The 21,104-nt window shown below is 66.5% G+C and carries 22 protein-coding genes; 1 reads left to right on the top strand and 21 read right to left on the bottom strand.

The genetic code is table 11. The features are described 5' to 3' along the window. The first annotated feature begins 110 nt into the window (after window positions 1-110). A complete protein-coding gene (locus V8V93_RS03415) occupies window positions 111-434 on the top strand; it encodes a hypothetical protein (RefSeq protein WP_338668971.1) in 324 nt (107 codons plus the stop codon). Here V8V93_RS03415 and V8V93_RS03410 read toward each other — a convergent pair. The 21 genes from V8V93_RS03410 to V8V93_RS03310 all read right to left on the bottom strand — a co-directional run bounded on the left by V8V93_RS03410 (window position 382) and on the right by V8V93_RS03310 (window position 21,091). After that, window positions 382-1,398: an elongator complex protein 3 gene (locus V8V93_RS03410; RefSeq protein WP_338668970.1), complete on the bottom strand. Its 1,017-nt coding sequence runs from the start codon at window positions 1,396-1,398 to the stop codon at window positions 382-384. The two genes, V8V93_RS03415 and V8V93_RS03410, sit on opposite strands and share 53 nt — an antisense overlap. 44 nt (window positions 1,399-1,442) lie before the next feature. Next, complete coding sequence (locus V8V93_RS03405; protein WP_338668969.1) at window positions 1,443-2,513, bottom strand: class I SAM-dependent methyltransferase; 1,071 nt, start codon at window positions 2,511-2,513, stop codon at window positions 1,443-1,445. Window positions 2,514-2,657: 144 nt separating this feature from the next. Beyond that, window positions 2,658-3,869 carry a glycosyltransferase gene (locus V8V93_RS03400; protein WP_338668968.1) on the bottom strand — a complete coding sequence of 404 codons (1,212 nt, stop codon included), beginning with the start codon at window positions 3,867-3,869 and terminating at the stop codon, window positions 2,658-2,660. A gap of 3 nt (window positions 3,870-3,872) precedes the next feature. Further along, window positions 3,873-4,907 (bottom strand): glycosyltransferase family 4 protein, encoded by a 1,035-nt coding sequence (locus tag V8V93_RS03395; RefSeq protein WP_338668967.1) that lies wholly within the window; start codon window positions 4,905-4,907, stop codon window positions 3,873-3,875. 10 nt (window positions 4,908-4,917) lie between these two features. Next, complete coding sequence (locus V8V93_RS03390; RefSeq protein ID WP_338668966.1) at window positions 4,918-5,733, bottom strand: glycosyltransferase family 9 protein; 816 nt, start codon at window positions 5,731-5,733, stop codon at window positions 4,918-4,920. 9 nt (window positions 5,734-5,742) lie between these two features. Further along, window positions 5,743-6,525: a TylF/MycF/NovP-related O-methyltransferase gene (locus V8V93_RS03385; RefSeq protein ID WP_338668965.1), complete on the bottom strand. Its 783-nt coding sequence runs from the start codon at window positions 6,523-6,525 to the stop codon at window positions 5,743-5,745. A 73-nt stretch (window positions 6,526-6,598) separates the two neighbouring features. Continuing rightward, window positions 6,599-7,486 carry a class I SAM-dependent methyltransferase gene (locus V8V93_RS03380; protein ID WP_338668964.1) on the bottom strand — a complete coding sequence of 296 codons (888 nt, stop codon included), beginning with the start codon at window positions 7,484-7,486 and terminating at the stop codon, window positions 6,599-6,601. Beyond that, window positions 7,486-8,346, bottom strand: a complete 861-nt coding sequence (locus V8V93_RS03375) for a radical SAM/SPASM domain-containing protein (protein WP_338668963.1) — start codon at window positions 8,344-8,346, stop codon at window positions 7,486-7,488. Before V8V93_RS03375 ends, V8V93_RS03380 begins: the two co-directional genes overlap by 1 nt. 8 nt (window positions 8,347-8,354) lie before the next feature. Further along, window positions 8,355-9,011 (bottom strand): acyltransferase, encoded by a 657-nt coding sequence (locus V8V93_RS03370; RefSeq protein WP_338668962.1) that lies wholly within the window; start codon window positions 9,009-9,011, stop codon window positions 8,355-8,357. 56 nt (window positions 9,012-9,067) lie between these two features. Next, a complete protein-coding gene (locus tag V8V93_RS03365; RefSeq protein WP_338668961.1) occupies window positions 9,068-9,400 on the bottom strand; it encodes a hypothetical protein in 333 nt (110 codons plus the stop codon). Between the two features lie 10 nt (window positions 9,401-9,410). Then, window positions 9,411-11,036, bottom strand: coding sequence for a hypothetical protein (locus V8V93_RS03360; RefSeq protein WP_338668960.1), 1,626 nt, complete (start codon window positions 11,034-11,036; stop codon window positions 9,411-9,413). Next, a complete protein-coding gene (locus V8V93_RS03355; protein ID WP_338668959.1) occupies window positions 11,036-11,770 on the bottom strand; it encodes a PIG-L deacetylase family protein in 735 nt (244 codons plus the stop codon). Before V8V93_RS03355 ends, V8V93_RS03360 begins: the two co-directional genes overlap by 1 nt. After that, window positions 11,764-12,474, bottom strand: a complete 711-nt coding sequence (locus V8V93_RS03350) for an acylneuraminate cytidylyltransferase family protein (protein ID WP_338668958.1) — start codon at window positions 12,472-12,474, stop codon at window positions 11,764-11,766. The genes V8V93_RS03355 and V8V93_RS03350 overlap by 7 nt, the downstream gene beginning before the upstream one ends. Window positions 12,475-12,503: 29 nt before the next feature. Beyond that, the gene (locus tag V8V93_RS03345) at window positions 12,504-13,658 is read right to left on the bottom strand and encodes a radical SAM protein (protein ID WP_338668957.1); all 1,155 of its coding nucleotides are present in this window, start codon (window positions 13,656-13,658) and stop codon (window positions 12,504-12,506) included. Window positions 13,659-13,703: 45 nt separating this feature from the next. Continuing rightward, on the bottom strand, window positions 13,704-14,543 hold the full coding sequence (locus tag V8V93_RS03340; RefSeq protein ID WP_338668956.1) for a sulfotransferase: 840 nt from the start codon (window positions 14,541-14,543) through the stop codon (window positions 13,704-13,706). Between the two features lie 56 nt (window positions 14,544-14,599). Next, window positions 14,600-15,664 carry an N-acetylneuraminate synthase family protein gene (locus V8V93_RS03335; protein ID WP_338668955.1) on the bottom strand — a complete coding sequence of 355 codons (1,065 nt, stop codon included), beginning with the start codon at window positions 15,662-15,664 and terminating at the stop codon, window positions 14,600-14,602. Then, complete coding sequence (locus V8V93_RS03330) at window positions 15,661-16,386, bottom strand: WbqC family protein (RefSeq protein ID WP_338668954.1); 726 nt, start codon at window positions 16,384-16,386, stop codon at window positions 15,661-15,663. The genes V8V93_RS03335 and V8V93_RS03330 overlap by 4 nt, the downstream gene beginning before the upstream one ends. Then, window positions 16,383-17,219, bottom strand: coding sequence for an amidohydrolase family protein (locus V8V93_RS03325; protein ID WP_338668953.1), 837 nt, complete (start codon window positions 17,217-17,219; stop codon window positions 16,383-16,385). Before V8V93_RS03325 ends, V8V93_RS03330 begins: the two co-directional genes overlap by 4 nt. Continuing rightward, entirely contained in the window at window positions 17,216-18,937 is a 1,722-nt protein-coding gene (locus tag V8V93_RS03320; protein WP_338668952.1) for a methyltransferase domain-containing protein, read from the bottom strand. Before V8V93_RS03320 ends, V8V93_RS03325 begins: the two co-directional genes overlap by 4 nt. Then, the gene (locus tag V8V93_RS03315; RefSeq protein ID WP_338668951.1) at window positions 18,930-19,628 is read right to left on the bottom strand and encodes a formyltransferase family protein; all 699 of its coding nucleotides are present in this window, start codon (window positions 19,626-19,628) and stop codon (window positions 18,930-18,932) included. Before V8V93_RS03315 ends, V8V93_RS03320 begins: the two co-directional genes overlap by 8 nt. Further along, complete coding sequence (locus V8V93_RS03310) at window positions 19,625-21,091, bottom strand: DegT/DnrJ/EryC1/StrS family aminotransferase (protein WP_338668950.1); 1,467 nt, start codon at window positions 21,089-21,091, stop codon at window positions 19,625-19,627. The genes V8V93_RS03315 and V8V93_RS03310 overlap by 4 nt, the downstream gene beginning before the upstream one ends. Between the last annotated feature and the right edge of the window lie 13 nt (window positions 21,092-21,104).

Here is a 21,104-nt window from a genome sequence, read left to right as displayed (position 1 = left end):
GTAGTATGTTTTGCGGCCGGGGTAAAGAAAAACCGGCAAGACGCTCGACGGTTGACCGGGCCGCCCGCACCGCCTACAAGACAACGGATATCGTAAAAAGGAGTTTTGCCGTGACCGAATTGCCCGTGACCTGGAACCGCACATTCAAAGTCTGGTGGCTGTTGCTCTGGCGCAGCCTGACCCTGTCCGTCCTCGGCGGCGGCCTGTTCGGGGCCTTCGTCGGCGTCATCGGCGGCCTGATGGGCATGCCGCAGGAATCCATTACGGGATTCGCCCAGGTCACCGGCTTTATCGTCGGCAACGTGGTTTTCCTGCTCATCGTCAAGACGGCCTTCCGGAAACGGTTCAAGGGCTTCCGGCTGGCCATGGTCGCGGACGAGGTCACTCCAGCAGAAAGCGCTCCGCCTCCGCAAACCGGATCGAGTCCCTGGTAAGCCCCAGCTCGAAATAGGCCGGGGCCAGTTCCCGCGCATGGCCGTAGAACTCGCCCGAGTAACGGCGCGGGACTTCGAGGAAGGATGGCCTGCGGCCCAGCTCCCGGACCTTGCCCTTGACGACCTCGAACAGGGCCAGGGCGCGAGCGGATTGACCCAAGGCCGGATGATGCGGCCCAGCCAAGATATTCTCATCCAGGGTCGGCTCCGGGGCCAGCCCCAGGCGGATGACCCGGACTCCTTTTGTCCAGAGCACGGGCAGGGCCTCGGCCAATTCGCGCACCGCACGGTCCGTTTTCCACGGTTGATATCCGCCCCGCCCCCAAAGGTCGGCCAAGGGCGTGCCCCGAACCACCAGGCAGGGATAGAGCCGGGCCGTCTCGGGTTTGAGGTCGGCGGCCGCGCACACGTCGGCCTGGAACAGGCCGGGCCGGTCGCCGGGCAGGCCGGGCAGGAGCTGGACGCCGAGGGCCAGGCCCGAGGCGCGCACGGTTTCGCAGGCCGCCAGGGCCGTCGCCCCGGAATACCCCCGTCCCGAGGCGCGCAGGGCCTCGTCGTCGAAGGACTGGATGCCCAGCTCGACCATGTCCAGGCCGAGGGCGGCGAGGCGTTTCAGGTCGTCCGGGTCCACACAGTCGGGCCGGGTGGAGCAGCGCACGCGGGAAATCAGCCCCCGCGAGCGGAAGTCCGCCGCCAAGTTCAGGAACCGCTCGGGCCACGGCGCGGGCAGGGCCGTGAAGGTGCCGCCGTAAAAGGCCAGCTCATACGGCCCGCGCGCCCGGTCCAAAGCGGCTTGGAGATCGGTTTCGAGACTCTCGGCGATGGCGGAGAGGTCCGCATGGTCCCGCCCGGTCTGCTTGTCCTGGGCGCAGAACGCGCAGCGGTGCGGACAGCCCGCAAACGGCAGGAAGACCGGCCAGATGCGGGCGGACGCCGGAGGCGGTTCGGGATGGGTGAAGCGCATGGCCGGAGCATACGGCCTTTTGCGCCGCTTTGCACGGATTCCGGCTAGGCTCCCCCGCCGTAGTATCCGTAGCGGCCCACGTGACACCAGCCCACGAATTCGTAGTAGCGGTAAAAATCCTTGAGACGGCGTTTGCCCATGCCCTCCAGGGCCTCGCCCATGGCCCGCTCGTGGATCGAGGCGATGACCACCGTACCCGGGAAATCCCCGGCTTGGGCAAAGGGAATGAGCGGACAGCCGAAGACGCTGCCCGGCTCTGCGGCCGTGGAGTTGGTGAAGGAGATGGACGCCTCCCTGCTGAAGACCTGGCGGATGCAGTCCATGACCTGCTTGCCCGCCGAGCCCGTGCCGTAGATCAGAAACTCACCGAGCCGGCCGCGCTGTTTGTCCAGGGACGCCCAGGCGTCGGCGTATTCCAAGGGGGCGCGCTTCTGCCTCCACTGGGGCAGGAGCACGCCCTCGCGCTCCTTGCGGAAGGCCACCAGGATGGTATCGCGGCCGATGAAGGAGTATATGGGCTCGCCCATCAGGCTGTCCACGGCGTGCTCCACGGCGAGGAGGCTGGCCTCGCCGTAGGCCTCCTCCGTGCCGGTATAGTCGTGGAAGACCATCACCCCGCCGACCTTGAGGTGGTCGTGCCAGGCCAGGATATCCAGGGCGATGCCGGACTGCTCGCCATCCGGGCCTATCCGGGGGAACCCGTGATCGCCGTCCACGAACAGGAAGTCAAGCCGACCGCCTTCCCATTCCTTGCCCGCCACCACGCTGGACCCCTTGATCACCCGGCAGCCGGGCAGGCTCACCTGATCCAGAGCCTTCCGGTAATACGCGTCCTCCGGGAAGATATCCATGGTGCAGAAGCTCCCGCCGTGCTCCCGGACGTGGTCGAGCAGGACCGGGGTGGAGCCCTCGCCATGGAAATAGCCTATCTCGGCGACACCGCCGCGCACCTCAAACTCATCCAGCAGCCGTTTCAGAAATTGCATCTCACGCCTCCCGTTTTTCCGGATACTAGACCCGGGCCGTTCTCCGAGCAGCCGCTCGAAGGTTTCCATGGTCCCGTCGAAGTCGGCATAAAAATCCTCGTAGCGCAGGTGCAGGGGAATGTAGCCCATGACCCGTCGCCACTCCGCAGAGCTGGATACGCTTGTACGGGGATTGCTCCAGAAACCGCTCAAGGGCCGCCCGGGCCTTGGCGGCGCACTGCCCCGAGGACTGGATCAGGTCATATTCCGAATCGGGGACGCCAAGAGTCAGACTCATGCCGCTCCTCCCTGCAGCGTTTGGATCAATGCTGTCCAGCGGGCCGCCATCCACGCCTCGGAAAACTGTTCCAGCACATGGGCCCGCCCGGCCGCGCCCAGAGTCTCGCTACGCTCCAGGCAGTCGATCGCGGCCTCGGCCAGCCCTTCGGGCGTGACGCTTGCGGCCAGCCTGCCGGTCAACCCGTCCAAGACCAGATCGCCCATGCCGCCGACATCGAAGCCCGCCACCGGGGTGCCGCAGGCCAGGGACTCCAGCACCGTATTGGGCAGGTTGTCCTGCAGGGCCGGGTGGAGCATAGCGTCCGCCGCCCTGTAGGCCATGATCTGACGCGCCTGATCGGCCACGAAGCCGAGCCGCTTGACGGTCACGCCCGGCAGGTCCGGCAAGTCATCGGCCCGCCCCATGACCAGCAGCGTCAGGGGGGCGCCCAGCCGTTTCAGGGCTTCCCGGGCCATGCCCACGCCCTTGCGCGGGTCGCCGAAATTCGCGGCGCACAGGAGCAGCACCCTGCCCTCCACGGCCAGCCCCAGGGCACGGCGGGCCTCGGCCCGGTCGCCGGGGGCGTAGGCCGCCGTGTCCAGGCAGTTGGGCAGTAGCCGCACCTCACGCCCACGCCACAACCCGCAAGCGGCCAGCTCGGCCATCCAACGAGACGGCGCGGCCGCCGCCAGCCCGGGGGATACCCGCAGCACCCCGGCCTTGCGGGAAAATTCAGCCGACACCCCGCCCGGCCGCAGGAACGGATATTCCCCGGTGGTCGGGCAGCGCTCGTCGCAACCGTCCCTGAACAGGGAACAGCCGTCCAGGTAGGCGCAGCGCCCGGTGAAACTCCAGGTGTCGTGCAGGGTCCAAACCGTGGGGACCCGCCCGGCGCACAGCCGAACCAGGTCCACGGACCAGCCCACCCGCGCCCCGCCGTGGATGTTGTGTACCGAGACCGCGTCCGGGGAAAATTCGTTGAGCGTCCGCTCCAGTCCGCCCAGGGCCTCGGCCTCCAGGGACGCGTCGGGGACCCGGTTCCAGGGGATGCTCTCCTCGGCCCGGACCACATACCGCTGCCACGGACCAGCCGGGAGCCCCTCCTGCGGGTCGTTGACAACCATGCCGACCTCGTGGCCCGCCTTGCCCAGGGCACAGGCCATACGGGCAGCGGCGATGGCGGCCCCGCCCTTGGCTTCGGTGTCGGAAATCAACAGCACCCGCACGGGCTACCCCTGCCAGCCGAATCGAGCGTAGACGTCCTTCTGGATCTCGGCCACCCGCCGCCAGTTGAACCGGTCCGCGACCCACTGGTTGGCCGCCTCGCTCCGCTGCCTGCGGAAACGGGCGTCGCGGGCCAAGTCCAGGCAGTGGCGGGCCATCGCCGCGGCATCGCCATCGTCCACAACCAGGGCACTCTCCTCGTTGACGTAGCCGGTCTCCAGCACCTTCCGGTTGGTGACCACGGGCAGGCCGGAGCACATGGCCTCCAGCAGCGCGGTGTTGCCGGTGCAGTCGGCCACGGGAAAGAGGAACGCGGACGAAGTCCGATACAGCTCCAGCAGGTCGTCGGTGGGAATGCCGGTCAGCAGCCGCAAGCCCAGGCCGTCAAACAGGGGGTGGTTCTTTTCCGGCGTGACGCAGACGACCTCGACCTCGGGGGCTTCGGCCCTGATGCGCGAGATCGCGCCCACCAGCGTGGGGAAGTCGCGCAGCCAGTTGCCAACGAACAGGACGCGCGGGACGCGCTGTTGCGGCCGGCCAAAGGGGAAGAAGGCGGGCTCTACGCCCAGAGGGACCAGGTGGACCTTGCCCTTGCCGGTGATGGACTCGAAATAGTCGATCTGGTTGGGCGCGATGACGATGACCCCGTCGTGCAGCGGGTAGTGCGACTTGTCCGGAATGATTTCTTCCATGAAAGCGGGCGGCTGGTGGTAGGTGGCCAGGACCGTGTTGCCGTTCTTGTGGCGCGGGGTCAGGTAGGTCGCGGACTCCCCGTTCAGGAAATGTACCAGGGTGCCGGATTCCCCGGCCAGGCGGGCTATCAGGGACAGCTCGCGGCGGAACGAGCGCTCCGCATACGCCGTGCGCAGATTGGGGACCATGCCCTGGGAGCGGAAGAAGTCGGGCGGGAGTTTGGACAGCTCGCCCTCGGGTTCGTCGAACAGGGTGTAGCCGTCGAGGAATTCGAGCATGTAGTCGATGCTCGACTGGACGATGTGGTGTTCCCAGCGCTCCGGGACGATCAGCAGATGCTTGCTCATGTCGGCCTCGCTATATCCTTCGTATTTCCAGGCCGCGACAGCCGTCCAGGGCGCGCAGGGCGTCCAGAACGTGCTCCGGCCGCAGCCGCTGCAGGCAGGGCACACGCCCGTCGCACGTCTCGTTCTTGTCGCAGGGGGCGCAGGCCATGTCTGCCTGCAGGACCACCGCGCGCTGGCTCTCGCGCACCCGAAAACGCGGGTTCACACCACCGAACACGGCCACGCTCGGCACGCCGAGGCTGGTGGCCATGTGCAGGGTGCCGGAATCCAGGGTCACGACCGCCGAGGCCCGCGAGAGCAGGCCGAGCATCCCGGCCAGATCGAGTTCACCACGCAGGTCGCGGTCGCAGACCACCTCCCGCGAGGGGGCCGTCCCGGTCAGGACCAGAGGGGAGCCGGTCAGGCTCGCAGCCAGCTCGCGGACGTATTTCCACGCCCACTGCCGGGCGGGATGTCCCGCTTCGGGGGCGAGGATGACGCATCCGGCCAGGCTGTCGAACGGCCTGCCCCAAGCCTCGGGGACCGTGTATCTGCGGGCCGGAATGTCGCCGTCGATCCCGAGCAGCCGGGCCAGCTCCAGGGTCCGGTGCTCCACCGGCTTGATGGACAGGGTCATGACGTCCAGGTCGACGGCCCCGGCGGGGAGCGGGCCTTCCAGAAGCTGGACCTTCACCCCCGGCACGAGCGCGGCCACGGCTCCGACCCACTCGAGACGGGTCAGCAACCGGACGGACTCGCCCCGGTCCCGCAGCAATTCCAGGACCGGCAGCAGGAGCAGCACATTGCCCAAGCCGTGGGTGCGTTTTATGGTCAGGGTCCCGTCCATTCCATCCCCTCAGGGCAATCTGAAGACCACGGCCTGCCCCGTGGGCAGGATCAGCGGGCATTCGGGCTTGTCCCCGAAATATTCGTCCACGGCCCGACGCGCGCCGGGACAGGTGTGGATGCCGTAGTCGTCGAAGACCATCGCGCCGCCGGGAACCAGCCTCGGGTAGACGAACTCGCAGCAGTCCAGGACGCTCCGGTGGATGTCCACGTCCACGTGGGCCAGCTTGATCCGGTAACCATCCAGCCCGGCGAAGGTCGCGGGAATGAAGCCCTGGTGGTAGCGAATGAATTCGTCATCGCCCACCACGCGGCGCACGGTCTCCAGGGAGGTGTCGTCGAAGTCGCCCTTTTGGTGGCAGTCCACCTCGGCCTCCACCTCGGGCATGCCCTCGAAGGTGTCGAACAGGCGCAGCCGAGGCGTGTCGTCCGGGTGCAGGCGCAGCAGCTCCTTTTTGAACAGCAGCCCGGTGCCGCCCTTGTACACGCCCATCTCCCAGACCTCGCCGTCAAGGGTGGCGACCTGCTCAAGGCAGGTGCGCAAGGTCCACATGCGGTCCGAGCCCACCAGGGATGCGGCCCCCTTCTCGGCCAGCTCGCGGTGCAGGCTGAACACGTCCTCGCGGCCCACCCAAGGCAGGAAGGTCGTCCACGGGTTGACATAGGGCCGGTAGTTGTTCCGGTCCGGAATCTCACCGGGGCCGACGACCTTTTCCACCACGTAACCCCGCTCCCGGAGATAGGTGACCATGTCTTCCTCGTTGACGGCGATGCCTGTCAGGTCCTTGCTCACGACGGCTCCTCATGCTTGTCGGCGGCGCGGGGCCCCGCCGAGGTGTCAGTCTTTTTATTACGCGGCGTCATGCTCACACCCTCCGGGTCAGGATCAGCGCCTTCAGCAGGCCGTTGAGCCTGGGCTGGTGATGGTTGCGGCTCATGTCCGGGCATGGCTCGGACTCGAAGAACACGGGGTGGACCGAGACGTCGAGCCGCCCCTCGGCTGCGGGCAGCAGGCGCCCTTCGAAGGCCTGCCGGTCGTAGACCCGGGCGAACCGCTCGAACGGCCCCCAGCCAGGGAAGGTCCCGAAGGGGTCGTAGACCGCCATGGCCTTGGGATCGAACAGGGCCCTGCCGCGCACATTGCGGATTTCGGCGTAGCGGTTGCACAGAAAAAACGGGATGATGCAGGCCCGTCCACCGGGACGGAGCACCCGCCCTATCTCCCGGATGAAGGCCACGTCGGCCTCACCTTGAAAATGCTCGAAGGAGTGATGGCAGCTGATCGCGTCCAGGGAGGCGTCGGGCAGCGGAATGGCCGAAACGTCGCCCACCAGGCGCTCCACGCCGTCGCCCCGGTCGGGCAGCCTGACCGCATCCAGGCAGTAGACCCGCTCCAGGCCGCACAACTCCAGGGCCGCAGCCGCGTACTCGCCGAAGCCGCCCGCCGCATCCAGCAGGACCTTGCCGGGCTCAAGCCCGAGCAGGCGGATGCTGACCGCGTATTCCAGGACCTTGTCGAACACGAAGGGGTATTTCCTGAAGCGCTCCATGACGTCCAGGGCGAGCAGGGCGTCGTAATCGGCGCGGACCAGGCGACACGGTTCGCCGTCACCGCCCTCCACGGGATAAAGCTTGCGGTTGGTGACCAGGTTGTTGATGCCCGCGCGCTGGTACAGGGTCCACGGCCAATTGGTCCTGATATGATGATAAAAGCGGCGCACCCGTGTGCGCAGGTCCGGTTTCGTCGTCGCCATTACGCCCCACCGCCTTTGCTGCCGTACTCGCAGACGTTGCAGGGGATATCCGCCGGGCGGCCCTGGCCGCGCATCCACCGCCGGACCTTTTTGTAACGCTCCGAAGTCCACAGGGCCTCGACGCTCCTGTCCCGGATATCGCCCACGATGAACGTGTGCTCCTGGTCGTTGCAGCACAGGGGCACATCGCCGTTGTGCAGGATGACCAGCGAGTTGAACATCCACGACCGGGTGCAGGGAATCGGCTCGCCGGGCCGCCGGACGGGCCTGCCGTCCAGCAGATCCGCGTCGACCTTGCCCAGCCGGTCGGACAGGGGGACGTGCTCCATGACGATGTTGTCCAGGTGGCCGAAGCGTTCGTTCAGCCCCGCGTCGAACCCCAGCGGGCTGCGGACCACGATGCGCACGTCCGGCCCGGCCATGCTGATGAAGGTCATGGCGTTGTCCATGACCCGGCCCACGTCCGCCTTGACGCCCATGATGTGGGCGTAGGCCTCGGGATCGCTGCTCGGAATGGTGATATACAGAATGTTCAGCCCGGCCTTGAGCACAGCCTCGGCCCGCTCCGGCGTCATCAGGATGGCGTTGGTGGAAAACCCCACGCGCTTCTCGGGAAACGCCTTCCTGGCCTTGGCCACCAGAAGCGGCATGTCCTTGTTCACAAAGGGCTCGTTGACATGGTGCAGATGGATGCGCTCCAGGTCGGCGCGGGCGAAATCCAATTCCTCCAGGATTCTGTCGAAAAGTTCCGGCTCCATGAACTTGTTGCCCACGGCCCGAGCCATGCCCGGATAGGCGCAATAACGGCAGCGCGCGTTGCACACGGTATGGGTTTCTATCTCCACTTCAAAAAGCTTCATGCTCCCTCCTAATAGCAGACGCCGTTGCCCGCGAATTCCGGGGGCAGGGTCCTTGTCGCGCTCCGTTCGGCCAACTGGCGCCGGTAGGTCTCCGCATCGGGCAGCGGGGCCCGTTCCCGGGCCTCGAAAATCACAGCGCGCTCGACCTCGCTGGCCACCCGCTCCCACCGCTCGGAGAGCGGATTGTAGAGCTTGGCCACCCGTCCCGGATTGCCCGCGACCACGGCAAACGGGGGCACGTCGCGGGCGATCACGCTGCCCGCGCCGATCACGCTGCCCCGCCCAATTTCCAGGCTGCCGAGGATGCAGACATTGGCCGCGATCCAGCAGTTGTCGCCGATGACCGTCCGCCCGCCCAGATGCGCTCCCTGGTCCACGTAGGGCCGGGTGACGTCGTCAATGACGTGGTCCGCGTTGGAGACGACCACATGGGGGCCAAACAGGCAGTAGTCACCGATCGAAATCGACCCGCCCGAGTTGAACATGCCGTACCGGCCGAGCTGAACGCACCGGCCTACCGAGATGGCGCTGCCCGTGGCCCGGGAGCAGACGTTGAGCCACGTCCCGTCGCCCACGAGCGTCCCCTCGCCGATGGACACCCCGTCCAGGCCCAGGACCTGGACCAGCGCGCCGAAGGTCACCCCCGGAAAAGTCCTACGCAGCATAGCTCCATTCGCCTCTTCCTTCATGGTCTCCATCCGTCTCCCGCGGCGTCCGTCCACTACCAGTTCAGGCTCCGCTCGTAGCCGAGCTCGACGAGCAGCTCCCCGCCGGTCTCCCTGACGAAATCCTGCGCCTTGTCATCCAGGTGATTGCGCCAGTCATCGATCAGCCCCTTCAGGAAGTGGGAGCGGCTGTCCTCCCGCCCTTCGGTCCGGCCGGTCGTTCTCAGGAAGGTCGAGGCGTCCACGATCTGCCCGACCGCTTCAGCATCCAGGTCCTCGCTGTGCAGGTCGTCGAGAATCCCCAGCGCCAGGGAATGCAGGCTCCGCAGCAATCCGTTCATCTCGGGGAAAAAGCTGTTGTCGCCGTGGTGGCAAGCGGATTTGTTCATGTTGTCCTCCTTAACTGTGCGGCTTGTCGCTGGTTCCCAGTACCGTGCGAGTGAGGCAGTGCGAGCCCCCGCCGCGCACCGCGTCCATGACCGCTTCGAGAACCCTGTCGTTGAAGGGGTCCGCCCCGGGGACAAAATCCGCGTGGGCCGTGCGCCCCCGCATCAGCGCCTCGAAATCCATCGGGATCTGCCGATCCACGAAAAAACTGTGCGCGTAGGTCATGGCCATGTCCCGCTGCGCTCTGGTTAGCCGGGGGCAGGCAGCCGCCGTGCGCAGGGCCTCGCGGTATTCATCCTCGGTCGCGCAGTCGCAGGTGAAGCCCTTGCCACCGTAGTGGCTGACACTGCACAGGATGACCGGTTTGCCCATCAGGGTCAGCTCCATGCCCACCGTGCCGCGCACGGTCACGCCGCCGTCGACGAGTTCGTGGAGATGGTAGGAGTTCACCCGGCTGGTGGCCGGGATGACCCGGATATGCCCGGGCAGACCGTCCACGAAAAATTCGTCCACCAGTTCCCGGGCCCCAGACTCCGTTTGGTTGAGGTGCTCTGACGGGTGGATCTTGATGATCCAGTCCACATCGGTGACCTCTGCGATGATGCGGCAGGTCTCGCGGAGCCAAGTGTCGATCCCGGGGTAGACCATGTCCTCGGACATCTGGGCGTCCCAGACCAAGTGGGTGTAGACGCACCAGACGGGTTTGTCTTCGGTGAGCCCCAGCTCGCGGCGTAGGTCGTCAAGCTCGGGCTCGTCACCGTCAAAAAAATTCTCGCGCTGACTCTGTCCGGCCTTGTAGCGGGACACATAGTCCGCCAGCTCCCCAACGCGCCCGGCGTCCATGCCGCGTGCGAGGAGGGCCTCCCACTCCGGGCCAGACAGGGCGTAGGACCCGAAGGCGTATTCGTCCCGAACGACCTTCATGACAACGCTCCCCGCGACGATGCCCGGCTGGCAGATCATGACCGCGCGGTTTTCAGCCTTAAGCATATCCCAGATCGGCCCCCACTCGGTGTAGGTTTTGTGGCCGGTGACCACGAGGGCGGGGTCGAACCTGTCTAGCAGCCGTCTTGAGGCCGTGGCCGACAGGTGGCCGCTCCGGACGAACCGGGGTATCAGCCCGGCGTGGCGTTCGACGGCCAGGGGATATGGGCAGCGGCCGTACCGACCCAGGGCGGCCATGGAGTACATCCCGACCTTGACCCCGGCGAGCTGCTCGTGGAGCCGCTTCTCAGGGTCGAATTCGCGGGCGTAGGCCTCGGCCTCGTCAAAGTCAGCCGGTTCGAGCGCGTCCCCGAGCATGACGTAGGGCATGCCCGAAGCCTCCATGATCTCCCGGCCGATCACCCGGCAGTTGGCGCAGGTCCGCTCCCACCGGTCCGGCTTGCCCCCGCCGAAGACGTTGTTCAGGATGCACGCCCCGAGCGAGCCGTCGCACAAAACCATGGTCGCGTCGTAACCGTGGTTGCGCGCAAGCAGCCCCCAAAACAGGTCGCGCTTGAGCAGATGCACCGCCCCCGAGGTCACGGACCAGATCAGGATCGGTTCGCGAGTTGCTGGTGCGGGCCGGCCCTCAAGCGAAACCTGCTCCTTGAAATCCAGGAACTCCCGTTCCCACTGGGGCACGGTATCCGTCATCAGACGCCCTCCTCCGCCTTGCTGAAGCCGAAAACGGGCACGGAGCGGACCAGTGCGAACCCCTCGGCCGCAGCCAGCCCGGCCGACCCGCCCCGGAACCCGGCCAGATGGCGGATCCCCCCCTCGGAACGGGGGTGGGGAAACGCCTGCAATTCACTCTCGTAGCAGCCCATGGCCTCGATCTTCCGGTCCAGGCGCGCGGCCACGTCCACGAAGACGTCCGGCCTGAATCCCGGCTCCTCGACGGGGGTCCATTCCGTGGATGAGAGCACCTCGAAGGCCAAGATGGTCCGCACGCCACTCCCCGGCAGCGGACGAGCGGCCGTCTGCACAGCCCTGGCGGTCAGACGATGGTCCACGTTCAGGTCCCCGCCGTGGTGCGTAAGGATGAGCTGCGGCCGGACCCGTTCGATCACGGACTCCACGCAGCGGACAATGTCCAGCAGCGGAACCGAGTCGAAGGCGTTGTCCGGGAACATGCCCGTCTGCACGAACTTCGCTCCGAGGACGCGCGCGGCGGCGGCGGCCTGGCGGGCCATCATGGCCTCGACGGCCTCCCGTTCGGACGCGTCCATGGCCGACTCGCGACAAACCGCGCCCTGCCCGAGCACGGCCGAGACCACTGGATGCCCGGCTTCTGCCAGTCGGGCCATGGTCCCCCCGCAGCCAAGGACCTCGTCGTCGTGATGCGCGGCCACGACGAGTACCGGCGCGTTCCTGTCCAGCATCAGCATGGGGCGTCCTCCTTGCGGGCGAGCAGGTCGGCCAGGGCTAGGTCCAGCGGAGTGTCCACGTCCACCGCCCGCTCCGGCGGCATGACGTAGGGGGCAATCCCGCCCCGATACTGGTTGCCGTCCACGGACTCGAAGAAATCGGCCTTGGCCCAGTAGACCGCCCCGTCGTAGAAATATGCCGGGGGCAAGTCCTCGCGCTCCATGTCGCGCAGTTCGGGGAACAGGGAGACCATCCGGCCGGCGGCGTCGACGGTCCACGCCCAGGCCGGGTGCTTCTCGGCCTGGACCACGCTCCCGGCGGCGTCCAGCCCGGGATCGGCCAGCAGCAAATCCCGACAGCCGACGATGTCCTCCGGTGCGCGCAGGGGCGAGGTCGCCAACAGCAGGCAGACGTAATCGAAGCGCGCGCCCAGTTCCTCGCGGTAGCGGCGTAGGGCGTTAGCCGCGGCGCGGCCCACCGAGGTCACGTCGTCCACGTCGTCCCGGCGCAGGAACGGCACGTCCGCCCCGGCCTCACGGGCCAAGGCCGCGATGCCTTCGTCGTCGGTGGCCACGTGGATCAGGCCGCACACACCCGAGGTGCGGGCCTGCTCCACAGCGCGGACCATCAGGGGCACGCCCCCCACGCAGCGCATGTTCTTGCCCGGCACCCTGCGCGAATGGGCTTTGGCCGGTATGATGGTCAGTACGGGTTGCCGCGTCATGTCGCTCCGCCTTGCCCTTTCCGGCGCTGTCACGCCGGGTCCTCGCGAGGGTATTTCTCGCGCTCGGAGCGGAGGAACGCGGCACGCGCCTCATCGTCCGCCCCGGCCTCGGCCGCACCCTGCGCCAGGTGATGCGCATGATGGATTGCGGCGCGGGCGATGGCCTTGACCGCGTACCCCTGGAACTTGAAGAGGTCATACTCCTCGTCGAACAGGCAGTTGCAGGCGCTGCACACCGGGCCGTTCTTTTCGATGGCCGAATAGTCGCGCGTCAGGTGCGCCCGTCGGAACTCCCGCATGCGCTCGCCATTCCAGATGTCCTGGAGCCGCTCGGTGTTGGCGTCGCCCACCGGGGCGAGCACATTGACGTCCACCGGGCAGGGCGAGACCAGGCCGTCCCAGTTGACCACCAGATTCTCCCAGCTGATGCGGCAGACCGGACGGTCCTGCGGGGCGATGTCCATGTACCGGGCCATGTCGATCTCGTCGGCCGTGCCGGACACCCCGCACAGGTTGAGCATGGGGTTGAGGAAGATCTTGTCCACCGGGAGCTTGCCGAAGTACGTCCGGTACTCCTCGGTGTGCGGCATGGTCCGGCTCTGTTGCACCCCGGAGACGCAGACGTGCGTGGGGTGGCCGCGCAGTTCGTTCTCGTTCAGGAAGTCGAGTATGTTGGCGATGGTCGGCTCGAACTTGGAGTTGATCCGCACCGACTCGTAGACGTCCTTGGTGCAGGCGTCGAAGGAAAAGACCATGCGGTCCAGCCCGGCGTCGAGGAACCGGGTGGTCAGCTCCCGGGTCAGCCGGGTGGCATTGGTCAGTAGCGAGAGATAGATGCCGTGGCCCTTGGCTATGCGGACCATTTCCACGATACGGGGATGCAGCAGGGGTTCGCCCTGGACGTTCAGGGTGACTGAGCAGCCCAGGGGGCCGATCTCGTCCAGGATCTTCCTGAACAGGTCCACGTCCATGAGCCCGAGCTTGCGGGTATACTTGTTCCTGCCGTGCTCGTCCCGGTAATGGTGGCAATGGGTACAGCGCAGGTTGCAGGAATTGGTCGGTTCTATGTGGACCTGGGCGGGAAAGTACGGGCTCTCCTCGCCGGGTTCGCGGCAATACACGGCCTGGGAGACGAACCGCTCCACCAGAGCCTCGAACTGCCTTTCCGCTTCATATCGTTTCATATCTTCTCCCAGGGGTGTTTGTGGCAGGCACGCGGTCCGCCCGCATCAGAGCTCTTTCGGGTAAAAACGCCGGAAGGCCTTTTCGCAACGGCGTCTGATGATGTCCTTTTCCTTGTCGTCGAAGGCCTCGCCGAGCTTCCTGTCCCGGTCGCTGGTCACGGTCGTGCCCACGTAATCCTTGCGCAGGATGGGCTTGAATTCCGTCCGAAAGCCCATGGGCTCGACGCCGACATGCGCGAAAAGCGACTTCCCGGTCCCTTCGAGATCGGCCAGAAGCTCCTCGTGGCGGAGAATCCGCACCTGCGGCAGGTCCATGATCCGCTCAAGGCAGGCGTAGAAGCGCAGGTAGAGCTCGATGGCCGCGTCGAGATCGCGGTCCACGGACCGGTTGCGAATGGAGGCGATGTTCTTCAGCGGGCTGCGCATGTTCAGGATGATTCTGGCCTCGGGATAGGCCGCGGCCACCCAGTCGCAGAACAGCGAATTGGACGGGGTCTTCTCGCCGAAGCAGGTTACCGCCGGGTCGATCTCGCCAAGCAGCTGAAAATAGACCGCGTCCAGGATGTCCCGCAGGGTCAGGGCCCGTGTCCTGGCTTCCTTGAGCAAGGGATACGGGTCGATGCGCTGCTGGTAGGTCGGCAGCCACGAGCCGTAGACGTCGTCCCGGAAGGGCATGTCGTACTGAATCTCCAGAAGCCAAAACATAACGATGGAGAGGACGTACTTGGCCTGGAGATAGGTCAGCGGCGCGTCCACATCCGGCAGGCGCCGGTCCACGAAGCAGCGCTTCTCGAACATCTCGTAGGCGCGCTTGGTCTTCTGGAAGAGCATGCTGTCGATGAGCACGTGCACGTTGGGGTGCTGCGACAACAGGTTCGAAAGCAAGGTAGTGCCGCTCCTCGGGACCCCGAAGATAAAAAATCGGTTCGTTGCCTGGTTCATCACTCGACTGTCTCCCTGGTCAACTGTTCATCCTTGCGCAGGGCCGCTTTCAGGGTCCGCCCGCAGAGCGAGCGCATATCCCGAGGGTGAATGCCGTTGCCCGGCCGCTTCAAGGCCAGATCGTCCGGTCCCAGGACCGCGCCCGCCGGGAGATCCCGTGCGGCAACCACTGACCTGCGAAATTCATGCCGAAAATGCTCTTCGACCGGACCCGGCACCAGGCCCCCCGCGCCCATTTGGCGCTCCACCCTGCGCACCCCTTCGACCAGGGCGCGAAACTCGACCGGGTCGGCGGAAAAGGCATGGTCCGGGCCGGTCATGCCCCTGTCCAGGGTGAAGTGCTTTTCCAGGATGCGCGCCCCGAGCGCCGTCGCCGCGAGGCACGCCTCCACGCCCGAGGTGTGATCGGAGTATCCGGTCACGGCCCCGGTCAGGTTCGCCACGTCCCGCATACGGGCTAGGTTGGCCTCGCTGTCCGGAGTGGGATAGAGGGAGACGCAGTGCAGGAATGCGGTATCCATGCAACCGTTTTCATAAAGGATTTCCATGGCATCCCGAACCTCCCTTTCGTCGGCCATACCCGTGGACAAAATCAGCGGCAATCCCTGTGCGGCCACCGCGCCAAGCAGCGGCAGGTTGATCAGGTCCTCGGAGGCGAGCTTCAGGGCCGTGGCCCCGCTCTCGATGGCGGCGCGCATGCAGATGGGATCGGCCACCGAGGTCAAGGGGACGACCCCCTTGCTTCGGGCGTAGTCAAAGAGCTCCCGATGGCGCTCCAGAGGGAACTCCAGCCGCTTGAACATCTCGTACATGGACTCGCGAACGGTCTCGCCCCGATTCCGGTATTCGTAGATCATGTCCCGGTCGGCCATGAACTCCTCGGAACGGAACGTCTGAAACTTGACGCAATCCGCCCCGGCGTCAGCCGCCACGTCCACCATCTTTTTGGCCAGATCCATGTCGCCGTTATGGTTCACGCCGACCTCCGCGATGATGAACACCGGATGGCCGGGGCCGACGACGCGTTCGCCGAGAGTCAGGGTCCGTGCGAAATCACTGTTCACAACAATTCATCCTTGATCATGTTTTGCCCGAATGCGATCTCCGCGCTCTGAGGGCCGTGACGGAACAACAGGTCCACAAAGGCCATGGGCGAGGCGAATGCATGGCGACCCTGGGAATATTCAGGGTGGTTGTATTCCTGAAAAATCACCTTGATCCCCTTGCCCTCGAAGTCCTCGATCCTGATATAATCCCGCCCCATGGCCCCGGTGACGACGACTTCCGCCCCGAAGGTCTCGGCATGTTCCAGGACCAGATCGGACTTGCGCCCGGTGAACCCGCACTCGGAACCTATCTCGATGCGCGGACTCAGCCCGAACCAATCGAAGGCCTGTTTGAGCATGGCCAGGTTCAGATCAGCCAGGCGGGTCCATTCACTGTCGTGGTACAACCATTCGAAGAACGGCCAATACTCCTTGAAATACGGCGCCTTGCCATAGCACGAGCGCAGCGTCAGGCTGTGTTCCTCCTGCCACCCCTTCCTGTCCTGCGAACGGCCGATGCGGATGTCCGCGAGGCGGTCGGACGGCGACCCTTTGCGGTCCACGGGCACGGTCAGCCAGAGGACCTGGCCCGAGGGGGTGACCACCCGGTTGCGGTGGTTGAAATCCCGGGTCAGGAACTGGACGTCGTCCATGTACACGAACACGTCGCACAGGCTGGCCTTGTGCAGCAGGCCGAGCCACGGCAGGTAGGCGGGCTGATGGCCGCTGACCACGATCACGACCGCCCCCTCTGCCGCTCCACCAGCCCAAGAAAGTTGTTCTCCATGATGCCGTCGAGCGCGGTCTGCGGGAGATCGAGCGCCTTGAGCCCGGCCATCACCTGCGCCTGGGAATGGCTGTGGTTGAAGGGAAAGTCCGAGCCGAACAGGAGCCGGTCGCCCAACCCCGCCTGGGCGTAATAGCGGACCATCTCCAGGGTGGAGGAGACGGCGGTGTCGAACCAGACGTTGGCCAGGGCCTCGGCCACAGGCGGATGGTGCGTGTACAGCCCGAGCAGCCCACCCAGGTGCGCGGCCACGATCCGGGTCCCGGGACAGGCCGAGGCCAGCCCGTACAGCCCGGACGGCCCGGTATCGGACGCCCGGAAGGCATGGTCCACATGAGTCATTAGAAAGAGTCCGCTTTCGGCGACGTACCGAGCCAGATCATGCGTCGTGGACGAATCGAGTGCGCCTCCCTGCCAGCCCGTGTTGATCTTGATGCCCACGGCTCCGGCCTCGCGTGCCCGGTCCACCTCGGTGCGCCAGCCCGAATCCAGGGCCTGGACCGAGCACACGGCCAGAAAGCGATCGGACCCGGCGGCTGCGGCCAGCACGTGGTCGTTGTTGCGACGGCAGAGGTCGAGGCTCGTCCACGGCAGGGAGACCAGCACGGAGCGGTCGATCCCGGCCCGGTCCATGGACTCGGCAATGGCCTCGGGCAGGCTCAAGGCCAGGGCGTCCGGCCCCTCGGGGTGGCGGTGCAGCGCGGCCAGGACCGCCCCCTCGTCCCGAACGAGCGGGGTCTCTGCGTGCAGATCCAGCGGCACGGAATAGACGTGGGCGTCGATCATGCTCCCCTCCTCTCGGCCAGGATCATTATGGAATGGGCCTCCCCGAGGGGAACCCAGGTCCCGGTCCTCGGCTCGAAGCCGCGTATCTCGGGCACCTCCAGACCGTGTCGCGCCAGGGCCGAGGCCACCTGCTCCGGCAAGAACCAGGCGTGCCCGGCATAGGGCAGAAAATCGGGGTCGTCGAAGCGTTTCCAGCCGAGATGCTTGGTGGACAGCAACAACCTGCCGCCCGGTGCGACCAGCCCGGCCAGTCGGCGGGCGGCCGTGTCCAGGGAATGGCCGCACTTGTGCAGCACGCCGAGGCCGGTGACCAGGGAGAACGGCTCACCCTGGACCGGCTCCAGAAAATCCTGTTCGAAGAGGCGGGTCTCCGTGTCCGGCAGGACCACCGAACGAGCCAGCTCCAAGGTCCGGCCGCAGAGGTCCAGACCGGTGAAGGAAGCCGGATGCAGCGCGGCGGCCGCCTCGGTCAGAAAATCGCCGGGGCCGCATCCCACGTCCAGCCAGGACGGCTCCCGCCCCGGGCCGAGCAACTGCATGGCCAGCCGAAAACGGTTACGCATGCCCTCTTCCGAACCCCACAACCCCATCTCATGGTGGTGTTCGTTGAACGACGCCTCATGGTACTCGCGGACCACTTGGGCCAGGCCAAAGCCGCGCCCGTTGAACAGGTCGGACGCAGCCAGGATGCGCCGGGCCAGACGCGAAGCGCCCTGTCCGTCCACGGTCTCGCGGCCGCGCCGGGCTCGGGTGCCCAGTTCGTCCGGACGGGCCAGGACGCTGGTCAGGGCTTCGTGCAATGCTCGGTCGGAGACCTTGTCGAACCGCCCCAAGGAGAAGCCGACGCGGTTGCGCTCAATGGTCTCTGTCATCAGGTCCTGGTTGTCGGCCAGGGAGAGCACGGCCATGGGCACGCCCAGGTAGAGCAGCTCCATGCAGGTGGACCCGCCGCCGGTCACGGCCAGGTCGCAGGAGGCCGCCAGCCCGAGGAAATCCGATGGTGCCTCGTGCACCATCACGGACGGGCCGAGGGCCTCGAAGCCCGGGTCCCGCTCCCCGAACAGGGGACCGAGGACGGCCTCAATCCGCAGAGCCGGATCCAGGGTCTCCAGGATGCGGGCCAGGCGCAGAGTCTGGCGTTCGGGGTCGGAGCCGCCCATGACCAGAAGAATGCGGGAGACCGACGCAGCCCAGTCCGCCTTGGGCATAACCGCCAGGCAGCGTTCGGGCAGGGCCGCGTATTCCAGGCCCACGGCCGAGTACAGGGAATACCGGCCTGGGTAGGCCACCTCTGCCGAAGAGAGGCCGCCGTTGATTACCCCGAGCAGGGGCAGCCCTGCCTTCTCGCCGAAATCGTCATAAGCGACCACGCCCAACTCCGGGCAAAGCGCGCGCAGGGTCTGATAGAACTCGCGGCCGAGCCGGTAGTTGTCCACCACGGCCAGGGCTGCGTCTTCAGGGATGAGAGACAAAAATTCACGAGCCGCTTCCGGGCCGTCCTGGGGTGCAACGGTCATGACCCGGACGTCCACGCCGGGCAGATCGACCAGGTCCGCGCGCCCGCCGTGCAGCAGGACCATGTCCACCCCGGCACCGGCCTCGGCCAGGGCGCGGCACAGGGTCGAGCAGCGCACCAGATGGCCCATGCCCAGTTCGGACACGGCGTCGCACAGGACGGTGATCCGCCGGGTCGAATTGTCGTCCCTCTGATCACGCATAATACCGCTCGATCACGACCCTGTCCGGGTCAAAGGTTTCCCCCGCCTCGGCCGCCGCCAGACGCAGCTGGAACCGCCTTGCCCCGATAAAGATGAAGGCGGGCGCAGACTCGGGCAAGGCACGCAGGTGGCGCAGCAGGTCGGAAATGGACATGTCCTCGGTGACACGCGACTCCTCCGGAGTGCGCCGGGGCCAGTAAGTGGCTGCTCCCTCATCCTGAACCGCGCCTTCAACCCTCCCTTGGAGGAGGTCGGGCAGGACCGTTTCCAGCATCCGCAGGGTCAATCGGTCATCGATGCGCCGCACCTCCGACTCGATCTCGTTACCAGCCAGCGGATACCGAGCCTTGGCCACGATCGGTCCGGCATCCGCCGCTTCGACCGCGTAGAGCATGGTCTGGGTCAGGCCCAGCCCGCGAATCATGGTGTTATATATGGGCGCCCACCCCCGCCCCTCGGGAAGGTCGCTGGAATGGAAAAGCACGGTGCCGAGCCTCGGCGCGGCAACCAGGGATTCCGGAACCATGCGGTCGTATCCCAGGAGGACGATCATGTCGCCGGACGGGTCCAGAGTCGTGTGGTCCTCGTGAACGGTGCAGGCCGCGCCCAGGGACTCCAGCAAGACGATGACCGGCTTCCAGCCGTCCTGGTTCAGGCCCTTGCCCAAAAGCTGAATACGGACCGCGCTCATTGCCCCACCTCAGTGATGCTTTGGACCACGTATTCCACGTCCGCGGCGTCCATGCCGGGGTGGAGCGGCAGGGTCAGAAGTCGTTCGCAGGCGGCCTCGGCCACGGGGCAGAGTCCCGGCCCGGTGCCGAGTTCGCGGCGGTAGGCGGAGAGCAGGTGCACCGGCGGGTAGTGGACATTGACCCCGATGCCCCTGTCGGCCAGGACGGTGAAGAGCTCGTCGCGGCTCAGGCCGAACCGGTCGCGGTCCACCTGGACGACGAAAAGATGGTAGGCGTGGTTGACCCCGGCCCGCTCGGAAGGAGCGGTAATGCCGGGGATGGCCGCCAGCCCCTCGCGGTAGCGGGCCGCCAAAGCCTGCCGTATGGCGATGCTCACGCCCAGACGGTCGAGCTGGGACAGGCCCAAGGCGCAGTTGATGTCCGGCAACCGGTAGTTGAAGCCGATCTCCTCGATGTCGTAGGCGTGGCTCCCGACCGAGGCCCGGTCGCGGAAATCGCGGGTGATGCCGTGGCTGCGGAAGGCGCGAGCCCGGTCGGCCAGGGATTGGTCGTCGGTGACCACCATGCCGCCCTCGCCGCAGGTCAAGTGCTTGACCGGATGAAAACTGTACACGGTCAGGTCCGCCAGGGTACCGACCGAACGGCCGTTGTCCGACCCGCCGATGGAGTGGCAGGCGTCGGCCGCCAGGGCCAGGCCATGATCCCCGGCGAGCTCCCGCAGCCGGGCGTAATCGCAGGGCTGGCCCGCGTAGTCCACGGCCACCACGGCCTTGGTGCGGGAGGTGATGCGCGCCGCCACCGAGGCCGGGTCGATGGTCAGGAATTCCGGATCGATGTCCGCAAAGACCGGGGTGCCGCCCAGATAGCGCACGCAGTTGGCCGTGGCCGAAAAGGTCAGGGGCGGGACGATGACCTCGTCGCCGGGCCGGATACCCAGGGCATGCATGGCGCAGTGCAGCGCGGCCGTGCCGCTGGAAACGGCCACCCCGTGGGCCACGCCCGAAAGACGGCTGACCGCCGCCTCGAACTCGGCCACAGCCGGGCCGCAGGTCAGGAAATCGGACAAGAGCGCACGGCGCACGGCCCGCAGATCCGCCTCGGTCACCTGCTGGCGTCCATAGGAGGCGTAGGCCGGGCGTTGTTCATGCACTGAAGGAACGATTTCAGTCACGCCCGCCTCGCGAAGCAGGGTACGCCCGGTCGCGGCAGGGCTCGCCCCGTCTTCGCGCAGGGCCTTGACGAAGGTCGCGTCATCCACCGAGGCCAGGGTCAGACGGCCTGCGGTCAACAGGTCGGCCACGGTCCGGGCCGCCTGCTCAGGTTCGGGGCACTGATCCACGGCGGCCAGGATTTCCTCGCGGGAAGTCAATAAAGAGACGTCTCCGGCCATGAGCATCCGTACGCCCTCTCCTTGAGGGGCGGACAAAATCTCTGCCAAAGCGGTACGTTCTATGCCCTTCATGCCGAGTCTCGAT

Origin of the sequence: Pseudodesulfovibrio sp. 5S69 (assembly GCF_037094465.1) — a bacterium.
In the GTDB taxonomy this organism is placed as follows: Bacteria; Desulfobacterota; Desulfovibrionia; order Desulfovibrionales; family Desulfovibrionaceae; genus Pseudodesulfovibrio; species Pseudodesulfovibrio methanolicus.
Note: the sequence above shows the minus strand (reverse complement) of the source record. Positions and strands in the feature narration are given on the sequence as shown.

Bases quoted from the DNA above. Each gene is read 5' to 3' on its own strand.
- V8V93_RS03410 (WP_338668970.1), bottom strand. From the start codon at position 1,398: ATGCGCTTCACCCATCCCGAACCGCCTCCGGCGTCCGCCCGCATCTGG.
- V8V93_RS03405 (WP_338668969.1), bottom strand. From the start codon at position 2,513: ATGGGCTACATTCCCCTGCACCTGCGCTACGAGGATTTTTATGCCGAC.
- V8V93_RS03395 (WP_338668967.1), bottom strand. From the start codon at position 4,907: ATGAGCAAGCATCTGCTGATCGTCCCGGAGCGCTGGGAACACCACATC.
- V8V93_RS03390 (WP_338668966.1), bottom strand. From the start codon at position 5,733: ATGGACGGGACCCTGACCATAAAACGCACCCACGGCTTGGGCAATGTG.
- V8V93_RS03380 (WP_338668964.1), bottom strand. From the start codon at position 7,486: ATGGCGACGACGAAACCGGACCTGCGCACACGGGTGCGCCGCTTTTAT.
- V8V93_RS03375 (WP_338668963.1), bottom strand. From the start codon at position 8,346: ATGAAGCTTTTTGAAGTGGAGATAGAAACCCATACCGTGTGCAACGCG.
- V8V93_RS03370 (WP_338668962.1), bottom strand. From the start codon at position 9,011: ATGCTGCGTAGGACTTTTCCGGGGGTGACCTTCGGCGCGCTGGTCCAG.
- V8V93_RS03365 (WP_338668961.1), bottom strand. From the start codon at position 9,400: ATGAACAAATCCGCTTGCCACCACGGCGACAACAGCTTTTTCCCCGAG.
- V8V93_RS03360 (WP_338668960.1), bottom strand. From the start codon at position 11,036: ATGACGGATACCGTGCCCCAGTGGGAACGGGAGTTCCTGGATTTCAAG.
- V8V93_RS03355 (WP_338668959.1), bottom strand. From the start codon at position 11,770: ATGCTGATGCTGGACAGGAACGCGCCGGTACTCGTCGTGGCCGCGCAT.
- V8V93_RS03350 (WP_338668958.1), bottom strand. From the start codon at position 12,474: ATGACGCGGCAACCCGTACTGACCATCATACCGGCCAAAGCCCATTCG.
- V8V93_RS03345 (WP_338668957.1), bottom strand. From the start codon at position 13,658: ATGAAACGATATGAAGCGGAAAGGCAGTTCGAGGCTCTGGTGGAGCGG.
- V8V93_RS03325 (WP_338668953.1), bottom strand. From the start codon at position 17,219: ATGATCGACGCCCACGTCTATTCCGTGCCGCTGGATCTGCACGCAGAG.
- V8V93_RS03320 (WP_338668952.1), bottom strand. From the start codon at position 18,937: ATGCGTGATCAGAGGGACGACAATTCGACCCGGCGGATCACCGTCCTG.
- V8V93_RS03315 (WP_338668951.1), bottom strand. From the start codon at position 19,628: ATGAGCGCGGTCCGTATTCAGCTTTTGGGCAAGGGCCTGAACCAGGAC.
- V8V93_RS03310 (WP_338668950.1), bottom strand. From the start codon at position 21,091: ATGAAGGGCATAGAACGTACCGCTTTGGCAGAGATTTTGTCCGCCCCT.